12 protein-coding genes (1 of these 12 cut by a window edge) are annotated in these 12,484 nt (G+C 62.3%); 9 read left to right on the forward strand and 3 right to left on the reverse strand.

Going from position 1 to position 12,484, the window contains the following annotated elements; translation table 11 throughout:
* Positions 1–222: 222 nt before the first annotated feature.
* Positions 223–981: a DeoR/GlpR family DNA-binding transcription regulator gene (locus BMG03_RS02650; protein WP_075777585.1), complete on the reverse strand. Its 759-nt coding sequence runs from the start codon at positions 979–981 to the stop codon at positions 223–225.
* A gap of 201 nt (positions 982–1,182) precedes the next feature.
* Here BMG03_RS02650 and glpD point away from each other — a divergent pair, with 201 nt between their 5' ends.
* The 9 genes from glpD (at position 1,183) to BMG03_RS02695 (ending at position 11,460) form a co-directional block, all read left to right on the forward strand.
* Complete coding sequence (gene glpD / locus BMG03_RS02655; RefSeq protein WP_075777586.1) at positions 1,183–2,796, forward strand: glycerol-3-phosphate dehydrogenase; 1,614 nt, start codon at positions 1,183–1,185, stop codon at positions 2,794–2,796.
* Positions 2,793–3,887 carry an ABC transporter ATP-binding protein gene (locus tag BMG03_RS02660; protein ID WP_075777587.1) on the forward strand — a complete coding sequence of 365 codons (1,095 nt, stop codon included), beginning with the start codon at positions 2,793–2,795 and terminating at the stop codon, positions 3,885–3,887. Before glpD ends, BMG03_RS02660 begins: the two co-directional genes overlap by 4 nt.
* Before the next feature lie 11 nt (positions 3,888–3,898).
* Complete coding sequence (locus BMG03_RS02665) at positions 3,899–4,990, forward strand: ABC transporter ATP-binding protein (RefSeq protein ID WP_075777588.1); 1,092 nt, start codon at positions 3,899–3,901, stop codon at positions 4,988–4,990.
* On the forward strand, positions 4,990–5,862 hold the full coding sequence (locus tag BMG03_RS02670) for a carbohydrate ABC transporter permease (protein WP_075777589.1): 873 nt from the start codon (positions 4,990–4,992) through the stop codon (positions 5,860–5,862). Before BMG03_RS02665 ends, BMG03_RS02670 begins: the two co-directional genes overlap by 1 nt.
* Positions 5,862–6,665, forward strand: a complete 804-nt coding sequence (locus tag BMG03_RS02675) for a carbohydrate ABC transporter permease (RefSeq protein WP_075777590.1) — start codon at positions 5,862–5,864, stop codon at positions 6,663–6,665. The genes BMG03_RS02670 and BMG03_RS02675 overlap by 1 nt, the downstream gene beginning before the upstream one ends.
* A gap of 12 nt (positions 6,666–6,677) precedes the next feature.
* The gene (locus BMG03_RS02680; protein WP_075777591.1) at positions 6,678–6,950 is read left to right on the forward strand and encodes a DUF2160 domain-containing protein; all 273 of its coding nucleotides are present in this window, start codon (positions 6,678–6,680) and stop codon (positions 6,948–6,950) included.
* A 39-nt stretch (positions 6,951–6,989) separates the two neighbouring features.
* Positions 6,990–8,720 (forward strand): ABC transporter substrate-binding protein, encoded by a 1,731-nt coding sequence (locus tag BMG03_RS02685; RefSeq protein ID WP_075777592.1) that lies wholly within the window; start codon positions 6,990–6,992, stop codon positions 8,718–8,720.
* 98 nt (positions 8,721–8,818) lie between these two features.
* Positions 8,819–10,318: a glycerol kinase GlpK gene (glpK, locus tag BMG03_RS02690; RefSeq protein ID WP_077701069.1), complete on the forward strand. Its 1,500-nt coding sequence runs from the start codon at positions 8,819–8,821 to the stop codon at positions 10,316–10,318.
* Positions 10,315–11,460: an iron-containing alcohol dehydrogenase gene (locus tag BMG03_RS02695; RefSeq protein WP_425275165.1), complete on the forward strand. Its 1,146-nt coding sequence runs from the start codon at positions 10,315–10,317 to the stop codon at positions 11,458–11,460. Before glpK ends, BMG03_RS02695 begins: the two co-directional genes overlap by 4 nt.
* A 3-nt stretch (positions 11,461–11,463) precedes the next feature.
* Here BMG03_RS02695 and BMG03_RS02700 read toward each other — a convergent pair whose 3' ends face one another.
* Together BMG03_RS02700 and BMG03_RS02705 are read right to left on the reverse strand one after the other, a co-directional pair.
* A complete protein-coding gene (locus BMG03_RS02700) occupies positions 11,464–12,270 on the reverse strand; it encodes a carbohydrate ABC transporter permease (protein WP_075777657.1) in 807 nt (268 codons plus the stop codon).
* On the reverse strand, positions 12,267–12,484 hold the final stretch of the coding sequence (locus tag BMG03_RS02705; RefSeq protein ID WP_244270983.1) for a carbohydrate ABC transporter permease. It continues 658 nt past the right edge of the window; only the last 218 of its 876 coding nucleotides appear in the window; the start codon falls outside the window, past its right edge — the gene reads right to left on this strand; it ends in the stop codon at positions 12,267–12,269. Before BMG03_RS02705 ends, BMG03_RS02700 begins: the two co-directional genes overlap by 4 nt.

Below are 12,484 nucleotides of genomic sequence, written 5' to 3' on the forward strand. Positions count from 1 at the left end.
GCATCGGTGATCGTCACGCCGCTCCATTCGATTTCGACGCCTTAGGGCTTCAATTGACGGATTGCGCGGCTCAAGTTCTCTGGCACGATCCCGCTATATCCGTGCGCCAGTTTGCGAAAAGATCCGGGACGAAGATCTGCTCAATCGAGGGAATGTCCGTCTACACGAACGCGGGTTCTTTCCGCAGGCGGTGCTTCTGCTCAGGAGCGTTCAGCGCGGCCCTTAGACGACGACGATTTTGGTGTTCCATTCCGCGCAGCGCTTGGTCAGCGCATCGGAGAGCGGCGCGTCTGTAAAGATCGTGTCGATCTCTTCGAGCGAGGCGAGCCGCACCGGAGCGGAGCGCGTCAGCTTCGAACTGTCGGTGACCAAGAAGACCTTGCGTGCCTGGCGTATGATTGTCCGGCTGACTCGGACTTCGGCGAGATCGTAGTCGAGCAAATCGCCCTCGTCATCGAGTGCCGAGACGCCGATCACCGCGAAATCCACTTTGAACTGGCTCATGAAATCGGCCGTCAGGTCGCCGACCAGCCCGCCATCCGACCGACGCAGGTTGCCGCCCGCCACCATGATCTCGCAACTCTCGTTCGCCAGTAAGGTATTGGCGACATTGCTGTTGTTCGTGACAACGGTAATGTTCGAATGATGGCAGAGTTCGCGCGCCACAGCCTCGGTCGTGGTGCCGAGGTTAAGGATTATCGAGCTGTTATCGGGGATCTCCTTGGCGCAGGCCCGACCGATGGCCGCTTTCGCATCCGCACCCATCCGGCGCCGTTCTTCGTAATCGAAATTGACGACGCCCTTCCGGATGACGGCGCCACCATGAACGCGGTCGAGATGTCCTGCGTCGGATAGCTCCGACAAATCGCGACGGATCGTCTGCAGCGAAACATTGAAATGCTCGGCCAGCGTTTCGACCACGACACGCCCGTCGGTGCGCGCAATTTCGAGAATTTCGTTCTGTCGAAAATTTAGCGCCATGCGGCCTCCTTGGAAGTCCCCTGCCACAGCTTCACGCCCGTGTCACGCCCGTGTCGCCCGGGCGCTTCGCGCGATTTGCGGGATCGCGCTATTACCCGCGAAAATCCAGAAAAACGCCGAAAAACGATCAAAAACGAAAAAACTTTTGACAGAAAGTAACGAATCGCTCACGTTTGTAGGCGCAGCGAGGGAGGATCGTCTGTGCCAGCTTTCGAAAATAACGACCGGGTGACCGATCTTTTCGTGATCGGCGGCGGCATCAACGGGTGCGGTATCGCCCGGGACGCTGCGGGGCGCGGACTGTCGGTTACGCTTGCGGAAATGGGCGATCTCGCGCAGGCGACCTCGTCTTCGTCGACCAAATTGTTCCATGGTGGCTTGCGCTATCTCGAGTTTTTCGAATTCAGGCTGGTGCGCGAGGCGTTGCGCGAACGCGAAGTACTCCTGAACGCCATGCCCCATATCAGCTGGCCGATGCGTTTCGTGCTGCCCTACAGCGCCGACATGCGTTTCGAGAGCGACACGCCCACGTCGCGTCTGCTCTCGCGGATCATGCCCTGGATGAAAGGGCGCCGCCCGGCCTGGCTCATTCGGCTGGGCCTTTTTCTTTACGACCATCTTGGCGGGCGCAATCTGCTTCCCGGAACGGAAACTCTCGATCTTTCCGAGGACGAGGCGGGTCGACCGCTGCAAGAGCGGTTCCGTCTTGCCTACGAGTATTCGGATTGCTGGGTTCAGGATGCGCGTCTGGTCGTCTTGAACGCCCGGGATGCGGAGGCGCGCGGCGCCACGATCCTGACCCGCACGAAGGTCGTCGCAGCCGAACGGCGCGACGGGGTTTGGCATGTCACCACCGAAGGCAGGGAAGGGCGTCGCGAACACTACGCCCGCGCGCTGGTGAATGCCGGGGGGCCCTGGGTCGAGAACGTGATCACCAACACGGTGCGGATCAACACGCGGGAGTCGATCCGCTTGGTCCGTGGAAGCCATATCGTCACGCGCAAGCTCTACGACCATGACCGCTGCTATTTCTTCCAGGGCGAGGATGGCCGGATTTGTTTCGCGATCCCCTACGAGCAGGATTTCACGCTTATCGGTACCACGGATCAGGATCATCAGGGGCCGCCGGGCGAAGCCGTCTGCACCGACGCCGAGAAAGATTATCTCTGCGCCTTCGTGTCGAATTATTTCAAGACGCCGGTGACCCGGGACGACATCGTCTGGACCTATTCGGGCGTGCGGCCGCTCTATAATGACGGGGCGTCTTCGGCGACGGCGGCGACGCGCGACTACGTGCTCTCGCTGGACGATCAGGCGGGGCTTCCGCTGCTCAACGTGTTCGGTGGAAAGATCACGACCTATCGCCGCTTGGCCGAAGGCGCGCTGGCAAAGCTCGCGCATTATTTCCCGGATATGCCCGGGGAATGGACTGCGCGCGCATCCTTGCCGGGCGGAGAGTTCGCGCCGACCGAGACCGATCGAATTCTTGGCGAAATCATGCGCGAGTATCCGTTCCTGGATTCGGCATGGGCGGAGCGGATGCTGCGTCATTACGGGCTCGATACGCGCGAAATCCTTGGCGATGCGAAATCGGCAGAGGATCTCGGACAGGATTTCGGCGCGACGCTCCGTGCTGCCGAGGTCGACTGGCTGATGAAGAAGGAATGGGCGCAGACCGCCGACGATATCGTCTGGCGCCGGACCAAGCTCGGGCTCCGTCTGAGCGCATCCGAGATCGAAACATTGGCCGAATACACGAAAGCACGAGTTGCGGATCAGCAGGGCGCGGGTAGCGGAATGAGGGGGCAGGCATGACACTGGAGTTGAAAGGCGTCGAGCGAGTAGTCGATGGGCGGACCCATATCCACCCGACCGATCTCGTCTTGCAGAAGGGCACGATGAACGTGCTTCTCGGGCCGACGCTGGCGGGCAAGACGTCGCTGATGCGGCTTATGGCGGGGCTCGATGAGCCGAGCGCCGGCCGAGTCTTCTGGGAGGGCGAGGACGTCACCGGCGCGCGGGTGCAGGACCGCAAGGTGGCGATGGTCTACCAGCAATTCATCAACTACCCGGCGATGAGTGTCTACGACAACATCGCCTCGCCGCTGCGACTGCAGAAGCGCGAGGCCTCCGAGATCGACCGGCGCGTCCGCGAGACCGCCGAGATGATGAAGCTGACGCCGATGCTCGAGCGCAAACCGCTGGAGCTGTCGGGCGGCCAGCAGCAACGCTGCGCGCTGGCGCGGGCGCTCGTAAAAGGCGCGGGGCTCGTGCTGCTCGACGAACCGCTGGCCAATCTCGACTACAAGCTCCGCGAAGAGTTGCGTGTCGAAATTCCGAAAATCTTCGAAGCTTCCGGCGCGATCTTCGTCTACGCCACGACCGAGCCGGAAGAGGCACTGCTGCTCGGTGGCAATACCGCGACGCTCTGGGAGGGGCGGATCACGCAGTTCGGCCCGACCGCCGAGGTCTACCGCCAGCCGCGCGACCAGATTACGGCGCGGGTCTTCTCGGATCCGCCGATGAATTTCGTCGACGTCGCGCGCGACGGTCACCGTCTCGTTTTCGGCGGAGAGGCGCGCTGGCCGGCCGACGGCGGTTTCGCGCAGCTCGAGGCAGGGCGCTACATCGCCGGCTTCCGGCCCAATCACGTCCACCTGGCGCGCGAGGGCGGGGATGGCAACGCGCTCGAATTCCGCTGCCAGCTGACCGGCACCGAGGTGACGGGATCGGAGACTTATCTGCATCTGCGTCACGGCGACCAGTCCTGGGTCGCCTTGATCCCTGGCGTCTATGACCTCGGCACGGGCGACGAAGTGGTGATCGCGGTAGATACCGATCGGATTTACCTGTTCTCAGAGGACGGATCTCTGGCGGTTCCGGCCGCATATGCGCAGGCGGCTTGAGGGGGAAGACAATGGCACAAATCACTTTGAACAATCTTGCGCATAGTTATCTGCCCGATCCGAGTTCGGAGGATGACTGGGCGCTCAAACCCTTCGATCATATCTGGGACGACGGCGGCGCCTATGCGCTTCTGGGATCCTCGGGCTGCGGAAAATCTACACTTCTCAACATCATCTCGGGACTGCTGCAACCTTCGCAGGGACGGATCCTTTTCGACGGAAAGGACGTCACCCACGCAGCGACGGCGGAACGAAATATCGCTCAGGTGTTCCAGTTTCCCGTCGTCTACGACACGATGACGGTGCGCGACAACCTAGCCTTTCCCCTGAAAAATCGCGGCATGAGAGCCGATTACATCAAGGCGCGGGTCGACCAGATCGCCGCTATGATCGGGATGGAGGAGGTGCTTTCGCGCAAGGCACGCGGCCTGACAGCGGACGCCAAGCAGAAGATCAGCCTCGGGCGCGGCATGGTGCGCGAGGACGTCAATGCGATCCTCTTCGACGAGCCGCTGACCGTCATCGACCCGCATATGAAGTTCGAACTCCGCACGCAGCTGAAAGCGCTTCATCGCGAGTTCGGGCACACGATGATCTACGTCACCCATGACCAGACAGAGGCGCTGACCTTCGCCGACAAGGTGGTCGTGATGTCCGAAGGCCGGGTCGTGCAGATGGGAACGCCGAAGGAATTGTTCGAGCGGCCCGCGCATACATTCGTGGGTTACTTCATTGGCTCTCCCGGAATGAATTTCCTAGAGGCCAAGGTGTCGGGATCGCGGGCCGTCATCGACGGCTACGAGATCCCGCTGGGCGCGGCCTATTCGAATGGGCCATTGGAAGGTCGCGTCCAGCTTGGCATCCGTCCGGAATTCTGTGCGCTCTCGGATGAGGGAGATGGTCTGCCGGTGCAGATCGAGCGCGTCGAGGATGTCGGACGCCACCGGATCGTCCGGGCCCGGGCTGCCGGGACGGAGCTGAATATCTCCGTGCCCGAGGGGGCGCCGGTGCCCGCAGATGCGAACCGGCTGATCCTCGCACCCGAACAGATCAACATTTACGCCGACAATTGGCGCGTCGCACCGATCGGGGAGGCAAGCTGATGGAAAAGACACAGAATAACCGCGCTTGGTGGCTGGTTCTGCCGGTCCTGTTGCTGGTCGCCTTCTCGGCGGTGATCCCACTGATGACAGTGGTGAATTATTCGGTTCAGGACACGTTCGGAAACAACGTCTTCTTCTGGGCCGGGCTCGAATGGTTCGATGAGATGCTGCATTCGGATCGCATGTGGAACGCGCTCGGGCGGCAGACGATGTTCTCGGCGATCATCCTCGCGATCGAGGTGCCGCTCGGGGTGTTCGTTGCGCTCAACATGCCCAAGCGTGGTGCCTGGGCCTCGTTCTGCCTGGTGACGATGGCGCTGCCGTTGCTGATCCCGTTCAACGTGGTCGGCACGATCTGGCAGATTTTCGGGCGCGTGGATATCGGTCTCCTGGGATATTCGCTCGACGCGATGGGGATCGACTACAACTACACCGCAAATGTCCGCGATGCCTGGATCACCATCGTTGTGATGGATGTCTGGCACTGGACGTCGCTGGTCGCGCTTCTGGCCTATGCCGGGCTGCAATCCATTCCGGACGCCTACTACCAGGCGGCCAAGATCGATCAGGCGAGCCGCTGGAAGATCTTCCGCTACATCGAGCTGCCGAAGATGCAGGGCGTGCTGACCATCGCGATCCTGCTGCGCTTCATGGACAGTTTCAAGATTTACACCGAACCCTTCGTCGTCACCGGCGGCGGCCCCGGCAACTCCACCACCTTCCTGTCGATCGACCTCGTGAAGATGGCGCTGGGGCAGTTCGACCTCGGTCCCGCCGCGGCCTACTCGCTGATGTATTTCCTCGTGATCCTGTTGGTGAGCTGGGCCTTCTACACGGTGATGACCAATATCGAGAAGTCGGAGGGCAAGTGATGCGACTGAAATCACAACCGATCGTCATGGCGCTTTACCTGCTGTTCCTGATGATCCCGATCTACTGGCTTCTGAACATGAGCCTGAAGACCAACGAGGAGATCCTGTCGAGCTTTTCGCTCTGGCCGCACGATCTGACTTTCGCAAACTACGTCAAGATCTTCACCGATCCGAGCTGGTACATGGGCTATGTCAATTCGCTCATCTACGTGGTCCAGAACACGGTGATTTCGATCACCGTCGCGCTGCCTGCCGCCTACGCGTTCTCGCGCTACAACTTCATGGGCGACAAACACCTGTTCTTCTGGTTGCTGACGAACCGGATGGCGCCGCCCGCGGTTTTCGCCCTGCCGTTCTTCCAGCTTTATTCCTCGATCGGGCTGTTCGACACGCATATCGCGGTGGCGCTGGCGCACACGCTGTTCAACGTGCCCCTCGCAGTCTGGATTCTCGAAGGCTTCATGCGCGGGGTTCCGAAGGAGATCGACGAGACCGCCTATATCGACGGCTATTCCTTCGGGCGTTTCTTCATCAAGATCTTCATGCCGCTTATCGCATCCGGCATCGGGGTCGCTGCCTTCTTCTGTTTCATGTTCTCCTGGGTCGAGCTGCTGCTGTCGCGCACGCTGACATCGGTCGCGGCCAAGCCGATTGGGGCGACCATGACCCGTACCGTCTCCGCTTCGGGGGTGGATTGGGGGCTGCTCGCAGCCGCTGGGGTTCTCACCATCATTCCCGGGGCGCTCGTGATCTATTTCGTGCGCAACTACATCGCCAAGGGCTTCGCCCTGGGCCGCGTCTGAGGAGGTAGCACTATGAGCTGGATGGCATGGACATGGCCGACCGCATTATTCTTCGCGGTGATTGCGCTCTTGTTGGTGATCTTCACCGTGATCGGGGTCAAACGTCCCGAGACGCCGCGCGTCGGCATCCTTCGTATCGAGACGACCCGGGGCGACCGGCTGTTCATCAGCCTGCTCGGGGCGGCTTTCATCAATCTGATCTGGCTGGGCATGGCGGGAGCGCCGGTCTGGGGCGGGCTGATCCTCAGCTTCGTCTGGGCGGCGGCCGTGTTCCGCTGGGTCTGATCCAAGACAAACAACGCAAAAACTCAGGGAGGAGAAACTATGAGACTGCGTTTAACTACCGCGATGGCGCTTGCGCTAATGGTCGCGTCACCAGCCTTGGCCGACATGGAGGCGGGCAAGCAGTTCCTCGAGCAGGAAATCGGCGACATGACGACACTGTCGCAAGCCGATGCCGAAAAGGAACTGCAATGGTTCGTCGACGCGGCGAAGCCCTATCAGGGCATGGAGATCCACGTGGTCTCGGAATCGCTCACGACCCACGCCTACGAGTCGAAGACGCTCGCGCCGTGGTTCGAGAAGATCACCGGGATAAAGGTGATCCATGACGTGATTCAGGAAGGCGACGTCGTCGAGAAGATCCAGACCCAGATGCAGACGGGCGAGAATATCTACGACGCCTATGTCAACGACTCCGATTTCATCGGGACGCACTGGCGCTATGGTCAGGTTCGCGATCTGACCGATTGGATGGAAGGCGACGGCAAAGCGGTCACCGATCCCTATTTCGACCTCGAGGATTTCATCGGCCTCAGCTTCACCACCGGGCCGGACGGCAAGCTCTACCAGCTGCCCGACCAGCAATTCGCGAACCTCTACTGGTTCCGCTACGACTGGTTCAACGACGAGAAGACCAAGAAGGACTTCAAGGACGAATACGGCTACGATCTCGGCGTGCCCGTGAACTGGTCGGCCTATGAGGATATCGCCAAGTTCTTCACCGGGCGCGACATGTCCTATATCGGCGGTCCGAAGAAGGTCTATGGCAACATGGACTATGGCAAGAAGGACCCCTCGCTCGGCTGGCGCTTCACCGATGCGTGGCTGTCGATGGCCGGCGAAGGCGACAAGGGCCTACCGAACGGCAAGCCGGTCGACGAATGGGGCATCCGCGTTAACGAGCAGGATCAGCCGATCGGCTCCTGCGTCGATCGTGGCGGCGCGACCAACGGTCCGGCGGCGGTTTACGCCGTGCAGAAATATATCGACTGGCTGAAGAACTATGCTCCGCCGTCTGCCGAAGGCATGACCTTCTCCGAGGCAGGTCCGGTTCCGGCACAGGGCGAGGTCGCTCAGCAGGCTTTCTGGTATACGGCCTTCACCGCCGACATGGTGAAGAAGGGTCTGCCCGTCGTGAACGAGGATGGTACGCCGAAATGGCGCATGGCACCGTCCCCGCATGGCGCCTACTGGGAGAAGGGCATGAAGCTCGGCTACCAGGACGTGGGTTCGTGGACGCTGATGAAATCGACTCCGCTCGAGCGGGCACAGGCCGCGTGGCTCTATGCTCAGTTTGTGACGTCCAAACTCGTCGACGTGAAGAAGAGCCAAGTGGGTCTGACCTTCATTCGTGAAAGCACGATTCAGGACAAGAGCTTCACCGATCGCGCGCCCGACCTGGGCGGTCTGATCGAATTCTACCGCTCGCCCGCCCGCGTTCAGTGGACGCCTACGGGCACCAACGTGCCGGATTATCCGAAACTGGCGCAGCTGTGGTGGCAGAATATCGGGGATGCGTCCTCGGGTGCGAAAACCGTGCAGGAAGCCATGGACTCGCTCTGCGAAGCACAGGAAAAGGTGCTCGAGCGTCTCGAGCGTGCGGGTGTCCAAGGCGACAAGGGTCCGAAAATGGCCGAGAAGCACGATCTCGAATGGTGGCATAACTATTCGGTCGAGCATGGCTCGCAATCGCCCAAGCTGAAGCTGGACAACGAGAGCGAAAAGCCGATCACCGTCGATTACGACGAGCTCGTGAAAAGCTGGAATGAATAACTGAAACGAGGCGAGGCGGTGCCGCGGCATCGCCTCGTTCTCTTTCTCGCCATGCCCTGGATGGAGAGGTCATCGCCAGAAAGAGAACGGTAGGATTGATGGCGAGCTATATTCTGGCAATCGACCAAGGCACCACGTCGTCGCGGGCGATCGTCTTTGACGGCGCGCTGCGCCCGGTGGCGAGCGCGCAGCAGGAATTCACGCAGCATTTCCCGCGTTCGGGCTGGGTGGAGCACGATGCCGAGGAAATCTGGGAGAGCGTGCTGACGACCGTGCGCGGCGCCATCGAGAAGGCCGGTGTGACCGCGGCGGACATCTCCGGCATCGGCATCACCAACCAGCGCGAGACGACGCTGGTCTGGGACCGCGAGAGCGGCAAGCCGATCCATAACGCCATTGTCTGGCAGGACCGCCGCACCGCCGAATTCTGCCGCACCCTGCGCGAGGACGGGTTCGAGGAGACCGTGACCGCGCGCACCGGGCTGATCATCGATCCCTATTTCTCGGCCACGAAACTGCGCTGGCTTCTGGAGAATGTCGACGGCGCGCGGGATAAGGCCGAGGCGGGCAAGCTCGCCTTCGGGACCATCGACAGCTGGCTGATCTGGAAACTGACGGGCGGCACCTCGCATGTCACTGATGCCACGAATGCCGCGCGCACGATGCTCTACGATATCGCGAAAGGGCGCTGGTCGACGACCATCGCGAAGAAACTCGGCGTGCCGATGGAGATGCTGCCGGAAGTGAAGGATTGCGCGGCGGAGTTCGGTGTCACGCAAGCGGACCTGTTCGGCGCGGAAATCCCGATCCTCGGCGTCGCGGGCGACCAGCAGGCGGCGACGGTTGGGCAGGCCTGCTTCAAGCCGGGGATGCTGAAATCGACCTACGGCACGGGCTGCTTCGCGCTGCTCAATACCGGCGATCAGATGGTGCGCTCGGAGAACCGGCTGCTGACCACCATCGCCTACCAGCTCGACGGCAAAGTGACCTATGCGCTCGAAGGCTCGATCTTCGTCGCGGGGGCGGTGGTGCAATGGCTGCGCGACGGGCTGAAGATCATCGAGGCCGCCGACCAGACGCAGGCGCTGGCCGAGCAGTCCGACCCCGAGCAGGACGTGATCATCGTGCCCGCCTTCACCGGCCTCGGCGCGCCTTACTGGAACCCCGATTGCCGCGGCGCAGTCTTCGGCCTGACCCGCAGCTCTGGCCCGGCAGAGTTCGCCCGCGCGGCCCTGGAATCGGTGGGTTTCCAGACCCGCGATCTCTTGGAGGCGATGCAGGCGGATTGGTCCGACGACGCGCGCCCGACCCTGCGGGTCGATGGCGGCATGACGGCGTCGGATTGGGCGATGCAGTTCCTGTCCGACATCCTCGGTGCACCAGTGGACCGGCCCGAAGTGCTGGAGACGACTGCCCTCGGCGCGGCCTGGCTTGCAGGTTACAGGGCGGGTCTCTACCCCGAGCCGGAAGAGTTCGCCAAAGGCTGGGCGCTCGATCGCAACTTCGCCCCGCAGATGGACGAGGCCACACGCGAAGCCCGCTACGCCGCGTGGAAAAAGGCGGTCGAGGCCACCATCGCGGCGGCGAGGCCGGTCTGATGGACTTCGCTCTGCGCTTTCCCGGCCGCATTCTCTTCGGGCGCGACGAGCGGCATGCGGGCGCGGAGCTGATCGCGAGCTACGGGGCGCGTGTAGCGCTCGTGCGCGGGCGTTCGGTCGGTTGGGCCGACACGCTGGAAGATACTCTGCGCGAGGCGGGCCGGACGGTCGAGGTGATCGTCAGTCGCGGCGAGCCGAGCTATCCGGATCTATGTGATGCGCTCGGTCGGTTGCGCGAGATGCGCCCCGATTGTGTCGTTGCGGTCGGGGGCGGCGCGGTGCTTGATCTGGGCAAGGCTTTGGCGGCTCTGATCCCCGCTGCGAGCGATCCGATCGTGCATTTTGAATTGGTCGGGGAGGGGCGCCCGCTAAGCGCGCCGCCGCTGCCGTTTGTCGCGATCCCTACTACCGCCGGCACCGGAGCGGAAGCCACCCGCAATGCGGTGATCCAGTTCCCCGAACACCGCCGCAAGGTCAGCCTGCGCGACGATCGGATGATGGCCTCGCTCGCGATCGTCGATCCGGCGCTGACCGATCGCTGCCCGCGTGCGGTCACGCTGGCCTCGGGGCTGGACGCGCTGACGCAGGTGATCGAGCCTTATCTCTGCAGTCGTGCGAATATTCTGACCGACGCGCTTTGCCGCGATGCGATCCCGCGCGCGATCCATGCGCTGGTCCAGCTGATGGCGCGGGAGAGCACGGATGCACGAGACGACATGGCGCGGGTGAGCCTGTTTGGCGGCGTCGCTCTGGGCAATGCGGGCCTCGGCGCGGTGCATGGTTTCGCGGGCGTGATCGGTGGTCGGAGCGGTGCGGCCCATGGGGCGATCTGCGGACGGCTTCTGCCCGGAGTGCTTCAGGCGAACCGTGCCGCCGTGGCGGGCGATTCCGCGATGTCCGCGCGATTCCACGAGGTGACGGGCTGGCTGGGCGAGGGGCTGGCGGTTGCGCCGGCTGACGCTTTCACGGCGCTGGAGCGGCAGATCGACGAATGGGGGTTGCCCCGGCTTGGCGCGATGGGTGTCGATCCGGATGAGATCGAGGAGACCGCGCGGCTGTCGCGGTCCAGCTCCTCCATGGCCGCGAATCCCGTGCCGCTGAGCGAATATGTCCTGAGCGACATTCTGCGCGCCGCATTCTGAGCTTCAGGTGCGAATGACAAATCCCCGTGCGATGTGATTACGCACGAACCAGATCATCGCGACACCCGGGATCAGCGAGACAACGGTCATCGCCATCACCAGCCCGATATCCGTTTGAAAGCCGAACAGCGCGCTGATCGCCATGGTGATCGGCTTGCCCTCAGTGACCGTCAGAATGCGCGCGAAGACTACCTCCACCCAAGAGAAGATGAAGCAGAAGAAGACGGTCACGCCGATCCCCGGCGCGATCACCGGGATCAGCTTTCCGACGAAGAAATGGCCGAAGGAATGGCCGTCGAGAAAACAGGTCTCGTCGAATTCGCGCGGCACGGCGGCGATGAAGCTCTCGAGGATCCAGATCGCGATCGGCAGGTTGAACACGCAATGCACCAGCGCGATCCCGACCGGGCTGTTCACCAGTCCGACATGGGCGAAGAGAATGAATATCGGCAGCGACAGCACGACGGGCGGCGTCAGGCGAAAGGCGATCAGCGCGAAGAGAATGTGGCGATCGCCGGTAAAGCGGAAGCGCGCAATCGCGTAAGCTGCGGGCAGTCCGGCGGCGAGGCAGAGCGCCACGTTGAGCAGAACATAGACAAGCGAGTTCCAGATTGCATCGCGCAGGTCGGGGCGTGCGAAGACGGTGGCATAGTTGATCAGCGTCGCCTGTCCCTCGCGATATCCCTCGCGCGGCAGCGTCAGCGTGAAGCTCAACAGCACCGTTTGGACGAAGGGCAGCAGGATGAAGAGGGCCAGAGCTGCGAAGGCGAGGCCGAGCAGAATTGATGGGCGCATTCGCGTCATCTTCATCGGGTCGTCTCCGGCGAGGTGTCGCGCCCGGCGCGTATGCGGATGAACGCCCATGCGACGCTCAGCACGATCAGGAAATCGAGCATCGCACGCGCGGCGGCACGGCCATAGGTGAAGCTGCGAATGTCCTCTCCCAGTTCGAGCGAGATGAAAGTCGTCGCACCCTGCGGCCCGCCCGCGTTAATCGTGAAAGCCTCGGTGTAGATCATGAAGC

It is taken from the genome of Thioclava nitratireducens, assembly GCF_001940525.2.
In the GTDB taxonomy this organism is placed as follows: Bacteria; Pseudomonadota; Alphaproteobacteria; order Rhodobacterales; family Rhodobacteraceae; genus Thioclava; species Thioclava nitratireducens.

What these genes read in the sequence shown, in the direction of transcription:
- BMG03_RS02665 (WP_075777588.1), top strand. Translation starts at nt 3,899, where the DNA reads ATGGCACAAATCACTTTGAACAATCTTGCGCATAGTTATCTGCCCGAT.
- BMG03_RS02660 (WP_075777587.1), top strand. Translation starts at nt 2,793, where the DNA reads ATGACACTGGAGTTGAAAGGCGTCGAGCGAGTAGTCGATGGGCGGACC.
- BMG03_RS02680 (WP_075777591.1), top strand. Translation starts at nt 6,678, where the DNA reads ATGAGCTGGATGGCATGGACATGGCCGACCGCATTATTCTTCGCGGTG.
- BMG03_RS02685 (WP_075777592.1), top strand. Translation starts at nt 6,990, where the DNA reads ATGAGACTGCGTTTAACTACCGCGATGGCGCTTGCGCTAATGGTCGCG.
- glpK (WP_077701069.1), top strand. Translation starts at nt 8,819, where the DNA reads ATGGCGAGCTATATTCTGGCAATCGACCAAGGCACCACGTCGTCGCGG.
- BMG03_RS02675 (WP_075777590.1), top strand. Translation starts at nt 5,862, where the DNA reads ATGCGACTGAAATCACAACCGATCGTCATGGCGCTTTACCTGCTGTTC.
- BMG03_RS02700 (WP_075777657.1), bottom strand. Translation starts at nt 12,270, where the DNA reads ATGAAGATGACGCGAATGCGCCCATCAATTCTGCTCGGCCTCGCCTTC.
- BMG03_RS02670 (WP_075777589.1), top strand. Translation starts at nt 4,990, where the DNA reads ATGGAAAAGACACAGAATAACCGCGCTTGGTGGCTGGTTCTGCCGGTC.
- BMG03_RS02650 (WP_075777585.1), bottom strand. Translation starts at nt 981, where the DNA reads ATGGCGCTAAATTTTCGACAGAACGAAATTCTCGAAATTGCGCGCACC.